The organism is Salinicola lusitanus, assembly GCF_038648475.1.
Taxonomy (GTDB): Bacteria; Pseudomonadota; Gammaproteobacteria; order Pseudomonadales; family Halomonadaceae; genus Salinicola; species Salinicola lusitanus.
Window position 1 is genome coordinate 1,519,558 of the sequence record NZ_CP151919.1, and the last position, 22,087, is coordinate 1,541,644.

The 22,087-nt window shown below is 64.8% G+C and carries 22 protein-coding genes; 12 read left to right on the forward strand and 10 right to left on the reverse strand.

Features of this window, described 5'->3' with window-relative positions:
• Positions 1-61: 61 nt before the first annotated feature.
• The 5 genes from AAGT95_RS06950 (at position 62) to AAGT95_RS06970 (ending at position 4,492) form a co-directional block, all read left to right on the forward strand.
• Positions 62-280, forward strand: a complete 219-nt coding sequence (locus tag AAGT95_RS06950; RefSeq protein WP_342596011.1) for a hypothetical protein — start codon at positions 62-64, stop codon at positions 278-280.
• Positions 277-1,737, forward strand: coding sequence for a sodium:solute symporter family protein (locus AAGT95_RS06955; protein ID WP_342596012.1), 1,461 nt, complete (start codon positions 277-279; stop codon positions 1,735-1,737). The genes AAGT95_RS06950 and AAGT95_RS06955 overlap by 4 nt, the downstream gene beginning before the upstream one ends.
• On the forward strand, positions 1,734-2,924 hold the full coding sequence (locus AAGT95_RS06960) for a M20 family metallopeptidase (RefSeq protein ID WP_342596013.1): 1,191 nt from the start codon (positions 1,734-1,736) through the stop codon (positions 2,922-2,924). Before AAGT95_RS06955 ends, AAGT95_RS06960 begins: the two co-directional genes overlap by 4 nt.
• Positions 2,917-4,029, forward strand: a complete 1,113-nt coding sequence (locus tag AAGT95_RS06965) for an alanine racemase (protein WP_342596014.1) — start codon at positions 2,917-2,919, stop codon at positions 4,027-4,029. The genes AAGT95_RS06960 and AAGT95_RS06965 overlap by 8 nt, the downstream gene beginning before the upstream one ends.
• 70 nt (positions 4,030-4,099) lie before the next feature.
• Positions 4,100-4,492, forward strand: coding sequence for a RidA family protein (locus AAGT95_RS06970; RefSeq protein ID WP_110602014.1), 393 nt, complete (start codon positions 4,100-4,102; stop codon positions 4,490-4,492).
• A gap of 68 nt (positions 4,493-4,560) precedes the next feature.
• Here the strand turns inward: AAGT95_RS06970 and AAGT95_RS06975 are convergent, their stop codons facing one another.
• From AAGT95_RS06975 to AAGT95_RS07010, 8 genes are all read right to left on the reverse strand, one after another.
• Positions 4,561-6,051 carry a sodium:solute symporter family protein gene (locus AAGT95_RS06975; RefSeq protein WP_342596015.1) on the reverse strand — a complete coding sequence of 497 codons (1,491 nt, stop codon included), beginning with the start codon at positions 6,049-6,051 and terminating at the stop codon, positions 4,561-4,563.
• A gap of 314 nt (positions 6,052-6,365) precedes the next feature.
• Complete coding sequence (locus tag AAGT95_RS06980) at positions 6,366-6,758, reverse strand: RidA family protein (protein ID WP_071231068.1); 393 nt, start codon at positions 6,756-6,758, stop codon at positions 6,366-6,368.
• A gap of 52 nt (positions 6,759-6,810) precedes the next feature.
• Entirely contained in the window at positions 6,811-8,280 is a 1,470-nt protein-coding gene (locus AAGT95_RS06985; RefSeq protein WP_342596016.1) for a D-aminoacylase, read from the reverse strand.
• Positions 8,281-8,296: 16 nt separating this feature from the next.
• Positions 8,297-9,160: a MurR/RpiR family transcriptional regulator gene (locus tag AAGT95_RS06990; protein WP_110602020.1), complete on the reverse strand. Its 864-nt coding sequence runs from the start codon at positions 9,158-9,160 to the stop codon at positions 8,297-8,299.
• A 162-nt stretch (positions 9,161-9,322) separates the two neighbouring features.
• Positions 9,323-10,087 (reverse strand): amino acid ABC transporter ATP-binding protein, encoded by a 765-nt coding sequence (locus AAGT95_RS06995; protein ID WP_342596017.1) that lies wholly within the window; start codon positions 10,085-10,087, stop codon positions 9,323-9,325.
• Positions 10,084-10,758 (reverse strand): amino acid ABC transporter permease, encoded by a 675-nt coding sequence (locus AAGT95_RS07000; protein ID WP_110602023.1) that lies wholly within the window; start codon positions 10,756-10,758, stop codon positions 10,084-10,086. Before AAGT95_RS07000 ends, AAGT95_RS06995 begins: the two co-directional genes overlap by 4 nt.
• Before the next feature lies 1 nt (position 10,759).
• A complete protein-coding gene (locus tag AAGT95_RS07005; RefSeq protein WP_110602025.1) occupies positions 10,760-11,425 on the reverse strand; it encodes an amino acid ABC transporter permease in 666 nt (221 codons plus the stop codon).
• An 81-nt stretch (positions 11,426-11,506) separates the two neighbouring features.
• On the reverse strand, positions 11,507-12,346 hold the full coding sequence (locus AAGT95_RS07010; protein WP_110602027.1) for a transporter substrate-binding domain-containing protein: 840 nt from the start codon (positions 12,344-12,346) through the stop codon (positions 11,507-11,509).
• A gap of 166 nt (positions 12,347-12,512) precedes the next feature.
• Here AAGT95_RS07010 and AAGT95_RS07015 point away from each other — a divergent pair, with 166 nt between their 5' ends.
• From AAGT95_RS07015 to AAGT95_RS07025, 3 genes are all read left to right on the forward strand, one after another.
• A complete protein-coding gene (locus AAGT95_RS07015) occupies positions 12,513-13,283 on the forward strand; it encodes an IclR family transcriptional regulator (protein ID WP_342596018.1) in 771 nt (256 codons plus the stop codon).
• Between the two features lie 23 nt (positions 13,284-13,306).
• Positions 13,307-14,527, forward strand: coding sequence for an amino acid deaminase (locus AAGT95_RS07020; RefSeq protein WP_342596019.1), 1,221 nt, complete (start codon positions 13,307-13,309; stop codon positions 14,525-14,527).
• Positions 14,528-15,044: 517 nt separating this feature from the next.
• Positions 15,045-15,785 carry a DUF481 domain-containing protein gene (locus AAGT95_RS07025; protein ID WP_342596020.1) on the forward strand — a complete coding sequence of 247 codons (741 nt, stop codon included), beginning with the start codon at positions 15,045-15,047 and terminating at the stop codon, positions 15,783-15,785.
• Between the two features lie 82 nt (positions 15,786-15,867).
• On the opposite strand, the gene AAGT95_RS07030 is transcribed toward AAGT95_RS07025, so the two are convergent.
• The gene (locus AAGT95_RS07030; RefSeq protein WP_342596021.1) at positions 15,868-16,665 is read right to left on the reverse strand and encodes an SDR family NAD(P)-dependent oxidoreductase; all 798 of its coding nucleotides are present in this window, start codon (positions 16,663-16,665) and stop codon (positions 15,868-15,870) included.
• Positions 16,666-16,874: 209 nt separating this feature from the next.
• On the opposite strand from AAGT95_RS07030, the gene AAGT95_RS07035 reads away from it, so the two are divergent.
• Positions 16,875-18,932: a TonB-dependent receptor gene (locus AAGT95_RS07035; RefSeq protein ID WP_342596022.1), complete on the forward strand. Its 2,058-nt coding sequence runs from the start codon at positions 16,875-16,877 to the stop codon at positions 18,930-18,932.
• 86 nt (positions 18,933-19,018) lie between these two features.
• Complete coding sequence (locus AAGT95_RS07040; protein ID WP_110707176.1) at positions 19,019-19,198, forward strand: hypothetical protein; 180 nt, start codon at positions 19,019-19,021, stop codon at positions 19,196-19,198.
• A gap of 78 nt (positions 19,199-19,276) precedes the next feature.
• Here AAGT95_RS07040 and serA read toward each other — a convergent pair whose 3' ends face one another.
• Positions 19,277-20,527, reverse strand: coding sequence for a phosphoglycerate dehydrogenase (gene serA / locus AAGT95_RS07045; protein WP_110707175.1), 1,251 nt, complete (start codon positions 20,525-20,527; stop codon positions 19,277-19,279).
• Positions 20,528-20,917: 390 nt separating this feature from the next.
• Here serA and xseB point away from each other — a divergent pair, with 390 nt between their 5' ends.
• Positions 20,918-21,196 carry an exodeoxyribonuclease VII small subunit gene (gene xseB, locus AAGT95_RS07050; protein WP_342596023.1) on the forward strand — a complete coding sequence of 93 codons (279 nt, stop codon included), beginning with the start codon at positions 20,918-20,920 and terminating at the stop codon, positions 21,194-21,196.
• Positions 21,186-22,076 (forward strand): farnesyl diphosphate synthase, encoded by an 891-nt coding sequence (locus AAGT95_RS07055; protein WP_110602041.1) that lies wholly within the window; start codon positions 21,186-21,188, stop codon positions 22,074-22,076. Before xseB ends, AAGT95_RS07055 begins: the two co-directional genes overlap by 11 nt.
• The last annotated feature ends 11 nt before the right edge of the window (positions 22,077-22,087 follow it).

The following is a 22,087-nucleotide window of genomic DNA, read 5'->3' on the forward strand; positions in this document are numbered from 1 at the left end:
TCGCAGCAACATGTATTATATGTTGAGTGGTTAGAAGACAACATCAACAAAGGCCCTGTTCATGTCCCGCTCTCGAACGCAACGTATCCTGTGGTTGCTGATGGCAATCATCATCGCCATGACCGCCACACCGATCGTCATTCTTGCCAATCGCGTCACCCCATCGCCGCTGGGGATTCCGTTCTTCCTGCTGTGGTGCGGGTCGGTACCGCTGCTGCTATGGATCCTGATGGTGTTGCATAGCCGCGTGTCCTCCCTGGAAGGGGAGGGCGAATCATGACGGCGTTGATTGGCATTTCCATCGTTCTCATCCTGACGCTGGGGGTCGGCCTCGCGCCCGCGTTCAGCCGCAAGGCGAAACAGGCGCTCAGCGTCAACGAGTACTTTCTCGGCTCGCGGGGCATGGGGCCGGTGGTGCTTTTCTTCACATCGATGGCGACCTGGTACAGCTCGTCGCTGTTTCTCGGTGCGGTGGCGGAGGTCTATGCCAAGGGGATCGGCTGGATCTTCGCGTTCACGTCGACCGCGATCTCGGGTCTCGTCTTCTATTTCATCGCGCCCCGCATGCAGGCGCTGGGGCAGCGCCACCGGTTCGTGACCCAAGCCGACTTCTTCGCGCACCGGTTCGACAGCCGGTTGCTGGGGCTTCTCGTCGGGCTCGTGGGCACGGTCTGCATGATCCCCTACATCACCATTCAGGTGGTTGGCGTCGGGTTGATCTTCGATATCTTCACTGACGGCCTGGTACCGTTCTGGCTGGGTGCGCTGATCGCCGTGGCGATCTGCGCACTGTTCATCTACTTCGGTGGCATGACTTCCGTCGCCTGGACCGACGTCCTGCTCGGCATCGTCTTCGTGACCAGCATCTGGTTCGTCGTCGGCATGATCCTCTTCGATGCCTTCGGCGGGTTCGGCAGCTTCTTCGAGGCGGCGCGTTCGCGCGTTCCCGAATTGTTGACCCTGCCCGGACCGAAGAATCTCGAGTGGGGATACTTCCTGTCCCAGACCTGGGTCATCGGGCTCGGCGGATACATGTGGCCGCATCTCTACATGCGGATGGTCGCCGCGCGCTCCGCGCGGGATGCCCGTCGCGTCGGTTCGCTGATCACCCTGGCCTCGGTGCCCAGCCAGTTACCCGTCGTGCTGGGGGCGCTCGCCGCCGCCATCCTGATTCCCTCCCTGGCGAGCCCCGATACGGCACTGATCTCGCTGATCGGCGACTACGCCCCCCTCTGGACCATCGCCATCCTGGGCGCCGGCGGTATCGCCGCATCGCTCTCGACGATCAACAGCCTCGCCCACTCCCAGGGGGTGACAGTGGCGCAGGATCTCTATCTGCGATTGGTCAAGAGGCGTCCATCGGAATCCCGGATCATCGCCGTCTCCCGCGCGTTCGTGCTGATCACTTGCGTGATCGCCTATGCGGCGGCGCTGACCAAGCCGACCTTCCTCTGGACGATTCTGGCGAATACCTACAGCGGTGTGATCCAGTTCTTCCCGCTGATGATCGCCGCCTTGTTCTGGTCGAAGGCGACCAAGCAGGGAGCGATCGCCGCGCTGATCGTCGGACTGGTCACCGCGCTGCTGTTCTCCTATGTCATCGGTACGCCGTGGGGCATCGTCGCTCCCGCCTGGGGCTTCGTCGCCAATGTGCTGACGCTGATCGTCGTCAGCCTGATCACTCAGCCCGCCCGTGACGGAGCCGGGGCGACCACCGTAAGCCGGGAGGCGACATGAGTTCGAACCTGAGAAAACGAGTCGATGGCCAGCGGGTGGCCGAACTGACGCGCCGCTTGATCGAGAGGGAAAGCGAAAATCCTCCCGGTAACGAGGCGGGCGTAGGCGATGTCGTCGCCAGTTTCTGCGAGCGGCTGGGTCTGGAAGTGACACGCCAGCCGGTGGCGGGTGACCGGTTCAACGTGATCGCCCGGTTGCCGGGGCGCAACCGCAACCACAGCTTCGCCTACAACGGCCACCTCGACGTGGTGCCGGCTGGCCCTGCCGAACTCTGGACCACGCCAGCGTTTATGCCCGACATCCGCGATGGCCGTCTGTACGGGCGCGGCGCCTGCGACATGAAGGGCTCGGTCGCGGCGTTCCTGCACGTGCTCGAGTGCCTGGTCGACCAGGACGAGCCACCGGCGGTGGATATCGTCTTCACGGCGGTAATCGACGAAGAGAAGAGCAACAAGGGCATCAAGGCGTTGCTGGACAGCGGGTTCCACGCCGACTGGTGCGTGGTTGGCGAACCGACCGGTATGGATATCGCGATAGGGCATCGCGGCGTCATCGCGTTCGAACTGGTCATGGACGGCGTTGCCTGTCATGCGGCGCAGTCGCAGCATGGCGCCAATGCGCTCTACCATGCCGTCGAAGCGGTTCAGGCCATTCGCGACCTGGACAGGCGATGGCAGCAGCAGCGATCCAACGACGTGCTCGGCCAGAGTCGGCTGCAGGTCACCGGGTGCCAGAGTGGCGTCAAGGTCAATGTCATCCCGGCTCGGGCGAGCCTGCAGATCGATGGCCGCCTGGCCTGCGGCGAAACCGAAGCCCAGGTACGCGACGCTCTGGAAGCCGAACTCTCGCGTCTGCAAGCCGCCGGCAGCATCGGGGGCTGGCAACTGAATCAGACGACTTTCTGCCCCTCCGGCCTGACACCGGCCGATGCGGCCATCAGCCGGCACTGCGCGAGCGCCGTGGAGCGGGTTCGCGGTGTGACGCCTCGACGCTACGCCTTCGAAGCGACCTGCGAGGCCGCCTTCCTCATGGAGGCCGGCATCAAGACACTGATCATCGGCCCGGGCTCGATCGCCCAGGCTCATCAGGCCGACGAATTCGTCGCCCTGGATCAGCTCGAAATGGCGGCACTCAGCTACGCCCAGATCATCGACTCCCTCGACGAGGTCATTCTTTCGCATGCCTGATCACCCTACGACTCTCGACGGACTGCTGACCCCGGAAGTCATCGTGCGTCGCGATATCCTGAACGCGACCATCGACCGAATGGAGCGCCGGCTCGCCGATGCCGGCGTTGCGCATCGTCCTCATATCAAGACGCACAAAAGCGCGGATATCGCACTGCGCCAACAGCAGGCCGGTGCCCGAGGCATCACCACTTCCAGCATCGGCGAAGCCGAAGTCATGGCGGACCACGGCCTCAAGGACATCCTGATCGCCTACCCGATCATCGGTGAGCGCAATCGTCGGCGCCTGGTTGCCCTGGCCCCACGACTGGACCGACTGATCGTGTCGATCAACTCGCTGGAGGCGTTGGAGAACGTTGCCGCGGCAGCCGCCGAGGCCGGCCGGGTCATCGAACTCTATCTCGAGATCGACGTGGGCATTCACCGCGGCGAGCTGCCACCGGACGAGCGCGTGCTGGCGGTCGCCCGGCGCGCCGTTGACCTGGCATCGGTTCGGATATCCGGGCTGCAGGGCTACGCCGGACAGTGCTACGCGCCCGCGAGTCGCGAGGCGCGCATCGCCGTTGCCCGGGAGGCGCTGGAGACGCTGAAGTCGGTAAGGACGTTGCTGGCGGAGGCGGGAATCGTCGTCGACACCTTGTCCATCGGCTCCTCCATGGAGGCGTTGATGATCGAGGCTCTGCCCGGCGCCACCGAGGTCCGGGCCGGCAACTACGTGCTGGGCGATCGCGGCATCCTGGATGTCGGCGAGGTCACCCCGGCGCAGTGCGCCCAGCGTGTGCTGACGACGGTCATTGCGCAGCAGGAGCCGGGCTACGCCATTCTCGATGCTGGCTCCAAGACGCTGACCAGCGACGGTACCAAGCACGGCGAGGGCCATGGCCATGTCGTCTCGATGCCGGATGCGACGATCACCCATCTCAACGAGGAGCATGGTTTCCTGCGCTACGATCCCTCCCTTCATCGACTCGCGATCGGCGATCGGCTCGAGATCATCCCCAACCACTGCTGCGTCGTGCCCAATCTCAAGGATCGCCTGGTGCTGTGCGAGGGCGACGATATCGTCGGCGAGATAACCGTCCACGCTCGCGGCATCTGCTACTGAGCCTGACCTCGCCGGTCAGGCCTGACCCATCGCGTGATCTCGTCCCGCGAACCCATCAGGAGAACAATCCATGAGCATCAAACGTTATGGCGTCGAGGGCGGCGTCGGCACCGGCGGCCAGAAACTGCCGTTCGCCCGCGCCACCGAAGCGGCCGGCTGGCTGTTCGTTTCCGGCCAGACCCCGATGACCGACGGTGAAGTCGTCGAGGGCAGCATCATCGAGCAGTCGCGGCTGGCCTTCGCCAACTGCCTGCAGATCGCCGAGGAGGCCGGCTACGGCGTCGAGGACGTGGTCCATGTCACTGCGGTGCTGACCGACGCGCGCTACTTCAGCTCGTTCAACAAGGTGTTCAAGGAAGTGTTCGGCGACCATCCGCCGGCGCGGATCTGCAGCGTCCAGGACCTGGTGGTGGACTGCAAGGTCGAGGTGGACATCAAGTGCTATCGCGCGGACCGGGCATGAATGCGGTGACCGCTACGAGAACGCCACCCCGCTGGGGTGGCGTTTTCGTTGGTGTCGACGGTTCCGTATCAGACTGACTTGCCGCTGAGCGCGCTGGCGGGGTCCTCCTCCAGTTCCATGCGCTCGCGTTCGTCGTCGATGATCTTGAGCGCCTGTTCCGGTGTCACCTTCGAGGCCGGGGTGACCAGGCTGACGACGACGCCCACGACCAGTGCGACCAGGACGGCGGGGATGCTGGGGTTGCCCCAGAAAGCGGTCCAGCTGTCGACATTGATCACCGCCAGCGAGGTCGCCGATGCGGCGATCAGGGTGGCGATGGCGCCCTGCCAGTTGTAGCGTGGCCAGAAGCGCCCCAGCACGCCACAGACGAACATCCCCGCCATCACCGTGGCGATCATGCTGGTGATATAGCTGATGACGTTGTTGGAGGTGAGTGCGAACAGCAGCGCCAGGCCGATGGTGGCGACCAGCGCCAACCGGGACAGCCCCACGACCTTGCGCGCCGACGGCGTGTGGCCGGTAAACAGCACATAGACATCGCGCAGCAGGATCGAGACGCCGGCGATGGCATCGGAGCTGGCGCTGGACATGGTCGCCGACAGCCCCGCGACCAGCAGCAGCAGGCCGAGCCACAGCGGCAGAATCTCGGTGGCGAGGAACGGGAAGGCGAAGTTGCTGTTGTCCAGGCCGGGGTTCAACGCGTGGGTCGCCATGCCGATGATCGCCGGGATGATCGAGAAGAACAGATAGAGGATGCCGGTGATCACGAACGACTTGCGTACCGAGCCCACCGAGTTGCCGGAGTAGATCCGCTGGCGGTAGGAGGGCGTGGCCAGCACGCCGACGGCGATGACGGCGGCGAGCGAGATGGCCGGCACCAGGCCGATCTTGTCGATGCCGAGGAAACTGGTGGCCGCGACGTCCATGTTGGCACCGAGTCCGGAGAAGCCGCCGACCTCGAACAGCGCGATGATCGCCATCACGATGAAGCCGACGAACAGCACCACCGCCTGCACGGTATCGGTCCAGATCACCGCCATGTAGCCGCCGATCACGCAGTAGATACCGAAGCCCAGGGCCACCAGTATGCGTGCGGTGGTCAGGTCGATCCCCGCCATCCATGACAGATAGAGGCCGCCGCCGAGGATATGGGCGCCCAGCCAGCCGATGCAGGCGATGTAGATCAGCACCGCGACGATGTTGCGCACCCAGCGGTTGGCGCCGACGTAGTAGGAGAGCTCCTCGCTCATGGTCATGAAGCGGAAGCGGCGTACCGGGGCGAACCAGAACGCCAGCAGCAGCACGCCGATGGCGCCGCCGATGCCGTAGAGCGCGCCGGCCCAGCCGTTGGCATAGCCGAACCCGACGGCGCCCATGCTCGAGCCGGTGCCGACCATGGTGGCCACCGTGGTGCCGATGGTGAGGAAGATCGGAACGCTACGCCCGCCGAGCAGGAAATCGTCGCCGTTGCTGCGACTGTTGCGAGAGACCCACCACCCGAACGCGATCATGACGAGCACGTAGGCGACGAAGGCCCCGAGGAAAACGTGACTGTTCATAACGACCTCTTATAATTGTCGTTCCGGTCGTTGCCGCGACCGGAGCAGTGTGGAATGTCATGGCCCATGAGGTTTTTCACTGCGGTCGCGCCCTTGCCGGGGCGCGACCACCTTTCTGGCTGTTACGCCAACTTATCGTCCAAGACTTCGATGCTTGATCATCGAAGCTTTGGCCAGTTCCAGAACAAATCGGATAAATCGCCGAGCGGAATGCAGCGCGAGGCGCACGTTACGCAGGGAGCGAGACATAACAGGGGGTTAGGCGAGTTTCCCGAGTCACGTGCAACAAAGCGATGCGTCCGCGCAGGCAGTCATCAGGCGCGATCGGCGCGATAGCACTTGATGTCCACTTCCACCTTGCAGTCCACCACCAGGTCCTGGACGCTGCAGATCCGCGCCGGCGGGTGGTCGCCGAACACTTCCTTGAACACCTTGTTGAACGAGCTGAAGTAGCGCGCGTCGGTCAACACCGCAGTGACATGGACCACGTCCTCGACGCCATAGCCGGCTTCCTCGGCGATCTTCAGGCAGTTGGCGAAGGCCAGCCGCGACTGCTCGATGATGCTGCCCTCGACGACTTCGCCATCGGTCATCGGGGTCTGGCCGGAGACGAACAGCCAGCCGGCCGCTTCGGTGGCGCGGGCGAACGGCAGTTTCTGGCCGCCGGTGCCGACGCCGCCCTCGACGCCATAACGTTTGATGCTCATAGGGTTTGCTCCTGGGTTGTCTGAAGGTCGGGTGAGTAAAACGGGTGGAAGCTCATGAGTCCGTACGGGAAGGCCGGGCCGACAGCCGAACCTGGCGTCGCAGCAGTCGTCCGGCCCGCTGTTCGCTGGCTTCGCCGTGGCGGTAGCTGACCATGCCGTTGACGACGACCAGCTCGATGCCGCTGGCCTGGGCGATCGGCGCGGTGTAGGTCGCGGTATCCTCGAGGGCGTCGAGGTCGAACAGCACCAGGTCGGCGAAGGCGCCGACGCGAATCTCGCCGCGATCGGTGAGGCCGAAGTTGGTGGCGGAAAGCCCGGTCATCTTGCGCACCGCCTCGGTCAGCGGCAGCAGTTTCAGGTCTCGGCTGTAGTGGGCCAGTACTCGCGGGAAGGCGCCCCACAGCCGCGGGTGCGGGTGCGGGTCGTTGGGCAGGCCGTCGGAGCCCACCATCGACAGCGGATGCGCCAGCACCTGACGCATGTCCGCCTCGCTCATGTTGTGGTAGACCGCGCCGGCCGGCTGCAGGCGCCGGGCCGCGTCCATCAGCGACAGCCCCCACTGCTCGGCGATCGTCTTCAGCGGTTGGCGCGCCATTTCCGGATGCGGGTCGGACCAGGTGATGAAGATATCGATCTCGTCGGTGACCTGGCCCAGATCCAGCGTCGACGAGCCGGCGGTGTAGGGGTAGCAGTCGCAGTGCACGCCGTGGGAGCGCGCGGCATCGTCGAGCTTGGCCAGCGCCTTGGGGGCATTGCCCCAGTTGCCGGCCCCGGCGCACTTGAGGTGCGAGATCACCAGCGGTGCTCGCCCGTGCCTGGCGGTGGCGAAGGCCTCGTCCATCGCTTCGGGTAGGCCGGCGAACTCGTCGCGCAGATGCGTGGTGTAGACGCCGCCGGCTCGGCCGACCGTCTCGACCAGCGTGTTCATCTCGGCGGTGGGGGCGTGATAGGCGTTGCGATAGGCGAGTCCGGAACTCATGCCCACGGCGCCCTCGGCCAGCGCCGTTTCCAGCTGTTCGCGCATGGCGGCGATCTCGGGATCGCTGGCGGCCCGGTCGAAGCGATCCATCACCTGGCTGCGCAGGCTGGTATGGCCGATCAGCGCCGCCACGTTGACGCTGGGCTGCGCCTGCTCGATCGCCTCGGCGTAGGCGGCGAAGGTCGGGTAGCGGAAATCCTCCGCTCGGCCGAGCAGGTTCATCGGGTCCGGCACTCCGCCGGAGAGTCGCACCGGGCTCGCGCTGATACCGCAATTGCCGACCACCACCGTGGTCACGCCCTGGGAGAGCTTGGGCAGCATCTGGGGAGTGCGGATGACATTGGTGTCATCGTGGGTATGCACGTCGATGAACCCCGGCGTCAGCACCAGTCCTTGCGCCTCGACCGTCTCGCGGGCGTCGAGGTGACCCAGATCGCCGATGGCGACGATCCGGTCACCGTCGATCGCCACGTCGGCGAGGAAGGGCTCGCGTCCGCTGCCATCGATGAGGCTGGCGCGGCGAATCAGCAAATCGTGAGACATGGGAGCTCCCGGATTCTCAATCCCCCAGCGGCTGGCGGTTGTCGCCGCCGCGGTGGGCATCGAGGGTGATCTTGAGTCGTCGTAGCTTGTCGCGGGTGCGCGAGCGGTGACGCAGGGCCAGGCCGAGGGCCAACATGTCGATGGCGGCCATCATGGCGTAGCGCGACGACGACGGAAAATAGATGTAGTCGGTCTCGCGGGCTGCCAGCGGCAGCGTGATATCGGCGACCTTGGCCAACGGCGAGCCGGTAGCGGTAATCGCCAGGACCCGCGCGCCGTATTCACGCGCCAGCTCCGCGGCATCGTTGATCTCCGGGGTGTAACCGGTGACCGAGAGCGCGACGACCACGTCGGTAGGCTCCAGGGTCGAGGCGACCATGCGCGGCAGCAGCGCCTGGGGATAGGCGCTGATGGCATAACCGAGCCGCACCAGGCGGAACTGCATCTCCTGGGCCATCACCGTCGAACCGCCGCCGGCGCCGAACACCAGGATCTGGCGGGCATCGTCGAGCATCGCCACCGCGCCCTCGACATCGGCCTGCTCCATCAGCGTGCGATTGAGCGCCAGGGTCTGGGCGGCGGTGTCGTAGATCACCCCCAGCCCATCGTCCTCGCTGGCCTCCTGGATGAAACGGCGGCCGGCCGCCAGCGCGCGGGTCAGGCGGGTCTTGAGATCACGCACGTTGCGGCAATCCACCGCCCGGGCGAAGCGGGTCACCGTGGCATCGCTCACCGCGGCGCGCCTGGCGATCTCACCGATGCTCGCCTCCGCAACGAAGTCGATATCGTCGAAGATCAGATTCGCGACCTTTTTCTCCGCCTCGCGCAGGCTAGGCAGGCAAGCGGTGATATGCGACAGGATGTCGATCTGCTGGCTCACGGGCTCTCCTTCGGCATCACTTCGGAGGCGACTCTGTTCTGATACTTTCTAACCTAAAAATATTTCATTTGAAAGTTATTACCGTCCTGCAGCGAAGAATCCCGCCCAAAGTCGTAGACATTGCTGCCCCCGAGCGACTTCAGGAGTCAGTACGAGAAAGCGCTAGAACGACGACGTCTTGAGAAACGCTTGCAGACGTGGCGACTCGGGGTTCAGGAACAGTCGCTGGGGCGGCCCCTGTTCGGCGATTCGACCGTCCTCCATGAATACGACCTTGTCGGAGACGTCCCGCGCGAATCGCATTTCGTGGGTGACCAGCACCATGGTCATGCCTTCCTGGGCGAGGGATCGAATCGTCTCCAGCACCTCGCCGACCCGCTCCGGGTCAAGCGCGGAAGTGGCTTCGTCGAACAGCATCACCTTGGGGCTCATGGCGATCGCCCTGGCGATGGCCACGCGCTGCTGCTGGCCGCCGGAGAGCTGGGACGGCCGATGATCGCGCCGCTCGAGCATGCCCACCCGGTCGAGCCAGTGATCGGCCAACTCGACCGCCTGAGGCCTCGGCATGCCCCGGACCTTGGTCAGGCCGAGCGTGACGTTATCCAGCGCACTCATGTGGGGAAACAGGTTGAAGGCCTGGAACACCATGCCGGTCATCGCTCGCTGACGCGCGACTTCCCGCTCGACGATGCGGACCCGCTGGCCACGGCGGAGGTGGTAGCCAATCGCTTCGCCGCCGATCAGAACGTCGCCCTGGTGAAACTCCTCGAGCAGGTTGAGGCAGCGCAGCAGGGTGGTCTTGCCGGAACCGCTGGCGCCGATGATCGATACGACCTCGCCCTCGGCGACGGTGAAATCGATGCCCTTCAGCACCTCGAGCTCGCCGAAACGCTTGTGTAGATCGCGCACTTCCACGATAGGGGTCATACCGCTCTCCTCGTCGGTTGGTCGAGACGCCGACCGATGAAACGCCCGACCTGCTCGATGGCGAAGTCGATCAGGAAATAGATCACCCCGGCCAGCAGGTAGAACTGCATGTTGAGAAAGTTGTTGCTGATGATCTGCTGGGTCGTGAGCAGCAGCTCGGCGACACCGATCACCGACAGCAGCGTCGAGGCCTTCACCATCTCCACCGCGGCGGTGATCCAGGTCGGCAGGGCGTAGCGCAACGCCTGGGGGAACAGGATGTAGCGGAAGATGCCGCCGAAGGTGAGGCCGATGGCGCGGCCGGCTTCGATCTGGCCGCGCGACAGCGACTGCAGGGCGCCTCGCAGTATCTCGCTGACATGGGAGGCGCAGAACAGCGTGAGCGCCAGCGCGCCGGCCTGGAAAGCGTTGAGGTTCAGACCCACGGCGGAAGAGACGTAGAACGTCGCCAGTACCAGAACCAGTACGGGCGTCCCGCGGATGATGTCGATGTAGAGGCGAGCTGGCCATCTGAGCGGCTTGCCACCGTAGGTGACGGCAATGCCGATCACGATGCCGAGCACGGTGCCGGCCAGGATCGCGATCAGTGATACGGCGAAGGTGATCGCCGCGCCATGCAGCAGCGCGTCGCGATTGGCGACCACTTCATTCAGGAAGTAATCCCATTCCATGTCAGTTTTTCTCCAGCACCAGTCGCTTCTCCATTGCCCTGAGCACCAGCGTGATGGCGTAGCAGCAGACGATGTAGAGCAGCGAGGCGACGAGCCAGACCTCGATCACCCGGAAGGTCTCGGAGTTGATCTTGCGGGCATAGAACGTCAGTTCGGGGACCGCGATGGTGGCGGCCAGCGAGGTGTCCTTGAACAGCGAGATGAAGTTGTTGCCGAACGCCGGCAGGGCGTTGCGAAACATGATCGGCAGCACGATGTAGCGCTTGATTCGGAATGACGTCAGCCCGATCGCCTGTCCGGCTTCGGTCAACCCTTTGGGAACGCTGAGCAGCCCGCCACGGAAGACCTCGGCCATGTAGGCACTGGCGTAGAGCGACAGGGCCACGATGAAGCTGGTGATCTTGTCCAGCGACAGCCCGAGTTGCGGCATGCCGAAGAACAGGAACAGCACGATCACCAGAATCGGCAGATTGCGAAGGATCGATATCCAGGTAAAGGCCAGGCTGCGTAGCCAGGGGCTGGGGGCGCGGCTGGCAAAGGCCACGACCAGCCCCAGCACGGAGCCGATGGCGATCGACACCAGCGCCAGCAGCAGGCCGAGGCCGAGGCCGCTGAGCAGTACCGGCCACTGATCCAGGATGGGGGCGAAGTTGAAGTGATAGTTCATGTCAGTCCATCCGCTCGGGGAAGCGGTTCGGGAGGGCATTGCCGGGCCAGAGGCCGCCCGGCAACGTCGGCGGGCCGGGGGTCAGCGCATCTCGGCGGGGAAGCCGGTCTGCGGTGCGGGAGGACGCTCGCCGAACCACTGTTCGAACGCATCGGCATAGCGCTGGAACTCGACGCCGTACATGGCTTCCTCGAGGGTGGTATTGACGAAGTTCAACCAGCGCTGGTCGTCCGGCGAGACCGCGCAGGCATAGGATTGCGGGTTCCAGCTGTAGCCGGCATCGACATAGCGTCCGGCGTTGTTCTTCATGTACCACTTCAACGTCGACAGATCGGTGGCCACGGCATTGGCGCGACGTGAGTTGAGCGCCTGGTAGATCAGGTTCTGGCTCTCGTACTGGTCGACCTTCGCCTGTGGCAGCGCCTGGTGCACCATCTCCTCGGCATAGACGTTCTGCAGCACGGCGATCGTGATGTCGCTGCCGGCCGCCTTGAGCGCGTCGTAGTCGGCATAGTCGCTACCCTTGAGCATCAGCAGGCCGACGCCTTCCCGGTAGTAGGGCACGGTGAACGCCACCTGCTGGGCGCGGGCCGCCGTGACCGTCATCCCCTGGCAGGAGATGTCGACCTTGTTGGTCAGCAGGTTGGGGATGCGGGCATCCGAGGACTGGTTGACGAAACGGACCTTGCTCGGATCGTTGAACAGGCCCTGGGCCAGAATGTGGCCGATATCGGCATCGAAACCGACGGTCTGGCCGTTGTCGGTGAAATGCCAGGGCGGATTCGAGCTGCCGGTGCCGACGATCAGTTCGCCGCGGTCGAGTACCGTCTGCAAGGTATCGGCCTGGGCGGTCGCGGCGGCAAGAGAGGGGATGAGGGTGAACGCCGCAACGGCGCCCAGCGCTTTGAGGATCGTTTTCATGGAGTGGACTCGTCTTGTTGCTGTTATTTGTCCGATATATCGGACCGTTGTCCGATTTACCGGATGAAATTATACTGCACCCATCCATCGCCCCTGCGCAAGTGGGTTTTCCGGCCGCAGGCGAGGGCCGCTAGACTGAGGCCCAGACAGCCATCGACGAGGTGATATGAGCCGTTCCAGTACTACATCGACGCCGCGAGCTCGTGGCGTCGATCGCGTCATCTCGCTGTGCGAGCAGCTGCACTTGCACCGTCAACCGATGACGCCGAAAGAGTTGATGGCGGCCACCGGCGCGCCGCGATCGAGCGTCTACGAGCTGGTCAACCTGCTCAGTGAAGCGGGCTGGCTGGAGACGGAGAGCGACGGCCGGATCTTCTTCGGCCGGGCAATGCACTACTTCGGTCTCGACTATGCCGACCACAACGATCTGCTGCGCCGTGCCCGGCCCGTGATGCGCCAGTTATCGGCGCGTTTCGACGAGACCACCCAGCTGTGCATGCTGGATGGTGACAAGTACACGGTCATGCTCAACGAGAACGGCGCCCGGCCTTTTCGTATCAGCTCCGAAGTCGGGGTGAAGGTGCCGATTCCCTGGACTGCATCCGGCCGGGTGCTGCTCGGCGGCATGAGTCGGGAAGCGATGCTGGAGCTGATACCAGAGGAGGATTTCACGCTTCCCAGCGGCGAGCGCATCGATGTCGATGGGTTCATCGCCGATATCGAGTCGACGCGTCGCCGGGGTTACGCCCTGACCGAAGGGCTGGTCGACAGTTTCGCCTGCTGCATGGCCGTTCCCATCCACGAGGGTGCCGGTCCAGCCCTGGCCACGCTCTGCTTCACCGTCGGCCGTGACGCTGACCAGGCGCGCCGTGAAACCCTGCTTACGGCCTTGCGCGAGGCATCATGTTCGCTCTCCCGCGAGACCGCCCCCCGCTGACATCCCCATCCGGAGAACAGATCATGAACAAGACGACTCCCCCGGCAACGCGGCAGAAAGGAACCCCGTGGTCGACGCCTGCCCAGCTGCTGACCGACGTGCCACTGCCGGCGGCGGCGATACTCGAGACGCCGCTGGCCCACAACCTGGCATGGATGCAGCGCTTCGCCGATGACCACGGTGCCAAGCTCGCTCCTCACGGCAAGACCACCATGGCGCCAGCGCTGTTTCAGCGTCAGCTCGAGGCGGGGGCCTGGGGCATTACCCTGGCCACGGCGGTGCAGACGGTGGCGGCGCATGCCCATGGCATAGCGCGGGTGTTGATGGTCAATCAACTGGTCGGTCGGCCGAACATGGCGCTGGTGGCGGATGCCATCGAGGCGGGCCTGGAGTACTACTGTGTGGTCGACGGCGCGGACAACGTTCGCGACCTGGGGGCATTCTTCGCCGCCAGGAACCTGACACTGAACGTACTGGTCGAGCTGGGTATCGACGGCGGCCGCTGTGGTTGCCGTGATGCCGAGCAGGTCGACGCGCTGGTGGCGGCGATCGCCGCCGAGCCGGCGCTGGCGCTGGTCGGCATCGAGGGTTACGAGGGCATGATCGGCGGCGACGACGAGATCGCCGCGGTACGCGCCTACGGCGAGCGGCTGGTCGATACCGTCAAGACGCTCCGCGCCAGCGGCGCACTCCAGCGCGAGGCGCCGATCGTCACGGCCTCCGGCTCCAAGTGGTTCGATCTGATCGCCGAAGCGTTCGACAAGGCGGAGCTGCGCGAGCACTACACGCCGGTGCTGAGACCGGGCTGTTACGTGGTTCACGATCACAAGCTCTATGCCGGTGCGATGGAGGCGATCAAGGCCCGTGATCCGGCGCTCGAGGGCGAGTTGGAGCCGGCGCTGGAAGTGTTCGCCCATGTCCAGTCGCTGCCCGAGCCTGGCCTGGCGATCATCGCTCTGGGCAAGCGCGACATCGGTCACGAGCCGGACCTGCCGTTGCCGCTCCGTCTCTATCGCCGGCACGACGATGACACCTCGGCGCCCGTCGACGTCCGCTCGTGGCGAGCGACGAAGATCATGGATCAGCACGTCTTTCTCGAGATTCCCGACAGTGCCGAGGTTGCGGTTGGCGATGTCATTGCCTTCGGCACTTCGCATCCCTGCCTGACGTTCGACAAGTGGCGGCGGATGCTGCTGGTCGACGAGCGATTGGCGGTGAAGGAGGTGATCGAGACCTGCTTCTGATTGACGCTGCCGCATTCGGCATTAAAAAAGTGGAAATGGTTTCCATAAATATTGACGCCCGGTCGTCGCTCGCTTAACTTGGCATCCATGAGCGGCGATGACGGGTGGGTCTCGTTGTCGACGGCACTCTCTTGACAGGGTGCATCGCGCGCCTGGCCGACGAGCCGGTTCGGCACTCTCGCGATGCATCTCCCGAGCGCTCTTCCGTCGGGATGAGACCTAACGAATCATTGACGGAAGTTTGTGGCGAGCCAATGGCTCGCCTTTTTTATATCTCGCCCGTCGATGTCCTGCTCGCGCCGGGGCGGGCGCCACGAATTCGCGGGGACGCATGAATTCGCAGGGAAATAAGGAGTAAAACACTGTTCGGTTGTTTCCTCGTCGTGGGTTACGTCTAATGAAAAGCGCTGACGTCAATTCGACGGATGGCGCGTTTCGACTGCCACAAGAGGCCGACAGTGTGAATCATCAAGGACGACAGCCCGCTCAGGGACATTCGCGGCGCCTGAGAGCGCTCATGGCCGCCAGCCTGGGCATCGCGGGTCTGACCGGTGCTGGCATGGCGCAGGCCCAGCTCGAGGATTTCGAGGTCATGGACAACCCGGCGCAGGCGGAGAAGCCTTTCGAGGGAACCGCCGAACTGGGCTACAACAAGATCAGCGGCAACAGCAACAGCGAGAGTCTGCGCGCCGGGGTCGACATGACCTGGTTCCGGCAGGCCTGGTCCTACAGTTTCAAAGCGGCTGCCAAGAGCGCCAGCGACAACGACGAAACCTCGGCGGAGGAGTATCTGGTCGCCGGGCGGACGCGCTACAACCTCTCTGCCTCCAACTACCTGTTCGGTCTGGCCCGCTGGGACAAGGATCGCTTCTCCGGCTACGACTCCCAGTCGACCCTGGCCGGCGGCTACGGGCGCCAACTGCTGAGCGGTCCGCCGCACTCGCTGGCCGTGGAGGTCGGCCCGGGCGTGCGTCACGATGAGTACGAAGAGGGTGGCCACGACAACGTCGGCCTGCTCTATGCCGGGCTCGACTACGACTGGCAGTTCTCGGAGACATCGAAATTTTCGCAGTCGCTGGCGACAGAGGCTTCCGACGAGAACATCATCGGGCGCTCGGAAACCGCCTTGACGGTGGCGATGAACGACACGCTGGCGCTCAAGGTTTCCTACGAGGTCGAATTCAACGACAGCCCACCGCCGGGTGCGTCCAGCCAGACCGATACCGCCACGGGGGTGTCGCTGGTCTACAACATGTGATCGGCCGGCGCAGAGATGCCGAACCAGAACGGGGCTTCGGCCCCGTTTTTCATGGCAGCGCTTGGGTGGGGCGCGATTCGACTCAATTCTGGACCGAGATGACCGAGCCGCCGTCGACCCTCACGTTGCTGCCGTTGACGAACGAGGCGTGCTGCGACGCCAGCATGGTGATGACGAAGGCCACCTCGTCGGCTTCGCCGCGGCGCTTGGCGACGATCCCGGGGCGCTCCTCCTCCAGAAAGCTCTCGATCGCTTCCTCGAAGGTGCAGCCGAGCGCTTCGGCGCGCTGCTTCATCATGCCGTCGGTCATCGGCGAGGCGACGAAAGCTGGCGCAACCGTGTTGCACAGCACCCCATTGGCGGCTTCCTTGTAGGAGAGATTCTTGACGAATGTGCTGAGCGCCGCCTTGGCGGTATTGTAGACCGCCTCCTCCCAGTAGGGCTGGATGGTGTTTTCCGAGGTCAGGCAGATGAAGCGCCCCCAGCCGCGGTCGCGCATCGGCGGGATGGTCGCTCGCGCCACTCGGACCGCCGAGAAGAAGTCGATTTGCCAGGCGTGTTCGTAATCCTCGTCGCTGAGTTCTAGCGGGTCGCCCTTGGCCCCGGTGACGCCTGCGGTGTGGACGACGATATCGATCGCGCCGAAGCGTTCGACGCCCTGGCGAACCAGCGCATCGATTTCGGCCTGATCGGTGACGTCCGCCACGATGCAGAGCGGGTTGCCATGGATCTCGGCGGCAGCGCTGGAGAGCGCCTCCGAATCGAGATCGCTGAGAACCAGGTTGACGCCTTCGGCGGCGAGCGATTTGGCCGTGGCCAGACCGATACCGCCCTGCGCGCCCGTGATCAGCGCCGTTTTACCGCGAATCGCCAGATCCATGATCAAGCCTCCTTGCCTAATGCGGGATGGGTGCGAAGGGATACCGAGTTCGCGCCTCCAGCATGGTCGAGCTTGTCGGTTCCCGCCAATCCCGTTCTGGACGGATCGCCTTGCGGGGGCGGGCTGGAGACGCAAGAATGGGGCTTCTCACGCCAGCTCGTGATTCAAGCCGCGGGAAAAGCGGCGACATTCTGATTGCAGGGAACGCCATGACATTCCGTTATTTCTCGACGGCGCTGACTCTCGGTGCCGCCATGCCCGGCGTCGTGCTGGCACAGCCCGCGCCGGCAACTGCCTCGTCCGGCGCGCAGCCGGTGATCGAGATAACCGCGCCACGGCTTGCCCGTGAGCTTTACGCGACGCCTGCCGCGGTCTCGGTGGTCGATCGCGACGAGATCCAGCAGGGCCAGCAGCGCGTCCGCCTGGACGAATCGCTGGTCACGGTCCCCGGTCTCTTCCTGCAGAATCGCGACAATTTCGCCCAGGGGCAGCGGATCTCCATCCGCGGCTTCGGCGCCCGTGCGCCCTTCGGTGTGCGCGGGATCACCGTTGTCGTCGACGGCATTCCCTATACCCTGCCGGATGGCCAGGCCCAGCTCGATGCCATCGATCTCGACAGCGCCGAGCGCATCGAGGTGATTCGGGGCCCGGCGGCCGTCCAGTACGGTAACGCCGCCGGCGGTGTGATCAGCGTGACGACCGCCGATGGCAGCGATGACCCGGGTAGCCATGTCCGTATCGAAGGCGGCAGTGACGGTTATCGGAAGTACGCGGTCAGCAACGGCGGGGTGAACGGGCCGTGGTCCCACCACGTCAGCGTGTCGGCGCTCAATGTCGATGGCTACCGCGATCACAGTTCGACCGAGAAGTACCTGCTCAACGCCAAGCTGCGCCGCGAGCTGGGCAGCGATCGTGCGCTGACGGCGATCGTCAACCTGCTCGACAATCCGCGCTCGGAAGATCCGGGCGGTTTGACCCGCGAGCAGGTCCACGAGGATCGCGATCAGGCGGGGCGCTTTACCGAGGCCTACGATACCGGCCAGTCGGTCGATCAGCAGGTGCTGGGGCTGCAGTACGAGGATCTGTCGGCCGGTCCGGGGGAGTTCTACCTCAAGGGGTTCTATCTCAAGCGGGATTTCGAACAGCAGTTGCCTTACCCCGGCGATAGCCTGATCGACTATCAGCGCGACTATTATGGCGCCAGCGCCGAGTACCACCAGACGTTGAGCGTGGGCGACATGCCGCTGCGCTATGTGGCGGGGCTCGACCTGGCGCGTCAGCAAGACGACCGCGGGCGCAAGAACGTCGCCTTCAATGGCGATGTCACCGGCAAGGTCGCCGACGAGACTCAGACGGCCACTTCGGTCGGTACCTTCCTGCAGGGCGATCTCGATCTCACCGAGCGCTGGACCCTGTCACTGGGGGGGCGCTACGACCGGGTCGATCTCGATATCGATGACGACTATCTCAGTGACGGCGACAACGGCGGCGACCGGACCTTCCATCAATGGAGCGGCTCGGCCGGGTTGAGCTATCGCTATCGTCGCCACCATCAGGTCTACGTCAATACCGGTACCGCCTACGAGACGCCGACCTTCTCCGAGTTCGCCAATCCCGCCGGCATCGGGGGGTTCAATCCGGATATCGAGCCGCAGAAATCCTGGAGTCGCGAGCTCGGCCTGCGCGGCAATTTCGACAACGGTCTCGACTACGACGTGGCGCTGTTCTCGGTGCGCGTGCGCGACGAGCTGGTGCCCTACGAGGGCGATGATGGACGCACCTTCTACGAGAACGCCGGCGACAGCGATCGTGACGGACTCGAGGTCGCGCTGGGCTGGCAGTTCGATCCGAGCTGGCGAATCGACAGCGCCTTGACGCTGGCCCGCTACGAGTTCGACAGCTACGCCAGCGAGGCGGGCGACTACGGTGGCAATCGCATCCCCGGCCTGCCGGAGCAGACCTGGGTCAATCGATTGACCTGGCAGGGCCTGGATCGGCGCTTCGCGGCGCTCGAGACGCAGTACGTCGGCGATATGGTGGCCGACAACGCCGGCGACGTTCACGTCGGCGACTACTGGCTGGTCAACCTGCGCGGAGGGGATGGCTGGCGTCTGGGCGGCGATACCGTGCTCAACCTCTACGGCGGCGTTCGCAACCTGTTCGACGTCGAGCATTACGCCAACGTGCGTATCAATGCCAGTAACGACCGCTATTTCGAGCCGGCACCGGGGCGAACGGTCTATGCTGGTATCGGAATCGACTTCTGAGGCATCGCCGGCCGATGCCACGAGGTGGAAAATACCAGAGCGGCGACGGCGTATCGCCGCCATCATCGATGATTCAAGGAACCGTTATGCGCACTCTCGTCCCGTTTGTCGGAGCCCTGGTCCTGCTCTCCCTCGTCAGCGGCTGCACGTTCAACCGCTACAACGATGGCCATCGCGAGGTGAAGCCCGGCGTGCCCCAGGAAGGGCCGACCAGCAACCCGGCAGACGCCTCCCGCGGCCAGAATGGTACCGGCGAACTGCCCTAGGCGGCGGTGATTTCCGGGACCTGACGCAACAAGCCGCCCGCGGGCGGCTTGTCGGTCGACGGTACACCGAGGCGACGATCAGGCCTGATAGTCGCTCTCGGAGTAGAGTACCCGCAGGCGCAGGGTGTGGTTCACCTGCTTGAGCGCTTCCAGCGCCTGCTTGCCGTAGGCCTTGTCGACGTCGATGACGACGTAGCCGACCTTGTCGTTGGTCTGCAGGAACTGGCCGGCGATGTTGATGCCGTTCTCGGAGAGTACGCGGTTGATCTCGAAGAGCACGCCGGGCACGTTCTCGTGGATATGCAGCAGGCGGTGCTTGTCCGGATGCGACGGCAGTGCCACTTCGGGGAAGTTGACCGAGGTGATGGTGGTGCCGTTGTCGGAGTAGGTGACCAGCTTCTCGGCGACCTCGATGCCGATGTTCTGCTGGGCTTCCAGGGTCGAGCCACCGATGTGCGGCGTCAGGATCACGTTGTCGAGCCCGCGCAGCGGCGAGGTGAACTCTTCGTCGGCACCCTTGGGTTCGACCGGGAAGACGTCGATCGCCGCGCCCAGCAGCTTGCCGCTTTTGAGCGACTCGGCCAGCGCGTCGATATCCACGACCGAACCGCGCGAGGCGTTGATCAGAATACCGCCCTGCTTCATCAGCGCGATCTGTTCGGTGCCGATCATCCAGCGGGTGGAGGGCAGGTCCGGCACGTGCAGCGTGACCACGTCGGCGCGGGCGAGCAGCTCTTCCAGGCTGCCCACCTGGCGCGCATTGCCCATGGCCAGCTTGGTCACCACATCGTAGTAGAGCACGTCGAAGCCGAGCCCTTCGGCGAGCACGGAGAGCTGGGCCCCGATGCTGCCGTAGCCGATGATCCCCAGTGTCTTGCCGCGCGCCTCGTGGGAGTTCTTGGCCGACTTGAGCCAGCCGCCCTGGTGCGCGCGGGCATTCTTCTCGGGAATGCCGCGCAGCAGCATGATCGTCTCGGCCAGGACCAGCTCCGCCACCGAGCGGGTGTTGGAGTAGGGCGCATTGAACACCGGGATGGCGCGCTTGAGCGCCGCATCGAGATCGACCTGATTGGTGCCGATGCAGAAACAGCCGACGGCGGTGAGCCTTTCCGCCGCGGCGAAGACCCGTTCGGTAAGCTGCGTCCGGGAGCGAATGCCGATGAAGTGCACGTCGCGGATCTTGTCGATCAGATCCTCTTCGGTCAGCGACGTGGAGAGCGTCTCGATACTGGTGTAACCCGCGTTCAGCAGCGTGTCCACGGCGGACTGATGAATGCCCTCGAGCAGGAGGATCTTGATCTTGCTCTTGTCCAGAGACGTCTTGGCCATTGGTGGATCAACCCTTCTTCATCGGCTTGTGGCGACGGTGGCATGACGAGCGGCGTCGCATTCATGGGAAGATCTGGCGACCCGGGGCGGGGAGCCCCCGACTCGGTGGCGCCAGCGGGCGCATAGCTTAACACAGGCACCGCCGGGCACGATGAAAATGACGCGGCTTCGACGTGAAGCGGATGCATTGTCAAGTGCGCTGCCGAGCCCGGCATGGGCGGTCGCGCGGGCGCCGTGCCGGATTTGCCGCCGGGGGCAGACGCCCCCCCGGGGCGGCGGTGTATACTGGGAAGCCGTTTCCGAACTGGCGTGGCGTTATCCGGACGTTCGCGCCTCGATGAGAGCTCCCGGCGCCATCTGGATGGCCGCGAGCGATGACACGAGAGCCCCATGCCCGACAAGATGGCTGACAAGGACGTTTCCCAGGACGACCCCAAGGATTTCGCCGCAACGCTGGATCGACTCGAGACGCTGGTGGCGCAGCTCGAATCCGGCGAACTGACGCTGGAAGCCTCGTTGAGCGCCTTCGAGCGTGGCGTCCGGCTGACGCGAGATGCCCAGCACCGCCTCGACAGTGCCGAACTCCAGGTTCAGGCCCTGCTCGAGCAGGGTGATGGCAGCCTGCAGTCCGTGCCGTTCGAGAGCCGGGAGCCGGACCATGAGCGCTGATCAACCCGGCGTCGCGGCGGTGATCGACGCGGCGCGGTCACGCAGCGAACATGTGCTGACCGGCTGGCTCAATCGCCAGAATGGCAGCTGCGCCACTCTCGACGATGCTCTCCGGTACAGCGTGCTGGGCTCCGGCAAGCGGCTGCGTCCGGTGCTGGTCTATCTCGCCGGCCGTGCGCTCGGGGCCGAGGACGACGCGCTGGATGCGCCGGCGGCGGCGATCGAGATGATCCATGCCTATTCGCTGGTTCACGACGATCTGCCGGCGATGGACGACGACGACCTCCGCCGCGGCCGACCGACGGTCCATCGCGCCTTCGACGAGCCGCTGGCCATTCTGGCCGGCGATGCGCTGCAGACGCTGGCGTTCGAGGCGCTTGCCTCCAGGCCGCACCCGCGGCTGGCGGCCCTGATCACCACGCTCGCCCAGGCCGCCGGTCGGGATGGCATGGCGGCGGGGCAGGCGATCGATCTCGGTGCCGTGGGCGCCCCGATGGATCTCGCCGCACTGCAAATGATGCACCAGCACAAGACGGGGGCGTTGATCCGTGCCGCCGTGCGCCTGGGCGCGCTGGTCGCGGTCGAGGAGTCCGATCCCAGGGTGGCGGCACTGGACAATTACGCCGCGGCGATGGGGCTGGCGTTCCAGATTCACGACGACGTGCTCGACGTCACCGGCGACACCCGGACGCTGGGCAAGACCTCCGGCGCCGACGCGCGCCGCGACAAACCGACCTATCCTGCTCTTCTCGGTGTCGCACAGGCCCGTGAGCGCGCGCTCCACCTGCTCGACGAGGCGCTCGAGGCCCTGCAGCCGCTGGGCGAGGCAGGCCTGCCACTGGCGGCTCTGGCCCGTTTCATGATCGATCGCGATCACTGACCCGGTAACGA

Coding starts and splice junctions, on each gene's coding strand:
- AAGT95_RS07025 (WP_342596020.1), top strand. CDS start 15,045: ATGGCCGCCAGCCTGGGCATCGCGGGTCTGACCGGTGCTGGCATGGCG.
- AAGT95_RS07055 (WP_110602041.1), top strand. CDS start 21,186: ATGAGCGCTGATCAACCCGGCGTCGCGGCGGTGATCGACGCGGCGCGG.
- AAGT95_RS06955 (WP_342596012.1), top strand. CDS start 277: ATGACGGCGTTGATTGGCATTTCCATCGTTCTCATCCTGACGCTGGGG.
- AAGT95_RS07035 (WP_342596022.1), top strand. CDS start 16,875: ATGACATTCCGTTATTTCTCGACGGCGCTGACTCTCGGTGCCGCCATG.
- AAGT95_RS06965 (WP_342596014.1), top strand. CDS start 2,917: ATGCCTGATCACCCTACGACTCTCGACGGACTGCTGACCCCGGAAGTC.
- AAGT95_RS07005 (WP_110602025.1), bottom strand. CDS start 11,425: ATGAACTATCACTTCAACTTCGCCCCCATCCTGGATCAGTGGCCGGTA.
- AAGT95_RS07030 (WP_342596021.1), bottom strand. CDS start 16,665: ATGGATCTGGCGATTCGCGGTAAAACGGCGCTGATCACGGGCGCGCAG.
- AAGT95_RS07010 (WP_110602027.1), bottom strand. CDS start 12,346: ATGAAAACGATCCTCAAAGCGCTGGGCGCCGTTGCGGCGTTCACCCTC.
- AAGT95_RS07015 (WP_342596018.1), top strand. CDS start 12,513: ATGAGCCGTTCCAGTACTACATCGACGCCGCGAGCTCGTGGCGTCGAT.
- AAGT95_RS07020 (WP_342596019.1), top strand. CDS start 13,307: ATGAACAAGACGACTCCCCCGGCAACGCGGCAGAAAGGAACCCCGTGG.
- AAGT95_RS06950 (WP_342596011.1), top strand. CDS start 62: ATGTCCCGCTCTCGAACGCAACGTATCCTGTGGTTGCTGATGGCAATC.
- AAGT95_RS07000 (WP_110602023.1), bottom strand. CDS start 10,758: ATGGAATGGGATTACTTCCTGAATGAAGTGGTCGCCAATCGCGACGCG.
- AAGT95_RS06995 (WP_342596017.1), bottom strand. CDS start 10,087: ATGACCCCTATCGTGGAAGTGCGCGATCTACACAAGCGTTTCGGCGAG.
- AAGT95_RS06960 (WP_342596013.1), top strand. CDS start 1,734: ATGAGTTCGAACCTGAGAAAACGAGTCGATGGCCAGCGGGTGGCCGAA.
- AAGT95_RS06970 (WP_110602014.1), top strand. CDS start 4,100: ATGAGCATCAAACGTTATGGCGTCGAGGGCGGCGTCGGCACCGGCGGC.
- xseB (WP_342596023.1), top strand. CDS start 20,918: ATGCCCGACAAGATGGCTGACAAGGACGTTTCCCAGGACGACCCCAAG.
- AAGT95_RS07040 (WP_110707176.1), top strand. CDS start 19,019: ATGCGCACTCTCGTCCCGTTTGTCGGAGCCCTGGTCCTGCTCTCCCTC.
- serA (WP_110707175.1), bottom strand. CDS start 20,527: ATGGCCAAGACGTCTCTGGACAAGAGCAAGATCAAGATCCTCCTGCTC.
- AAGT95_RS06985 (WP_342596016.1), bottom strand. CDS start 8,280: ATGTCTCACGATTTGCTGATTCGCCGCGCCAGCCTCATCGATGGCAGC.
- AAGT95_RS06975 (WP_342596015.1), bottom strand. CDS start 6,051: ATGAACAGTCACGTTTTCCTCGGGGCCTTCGTCGCCTACGTGCTCGTC.
- AAGT95_RS06980 (WP_071231068.1), bottom strand. CDS start 6,758: ATGAGCATCAAACGTTATGGCGTCGAGGGCGGCGTCGGCACCGGCGGC.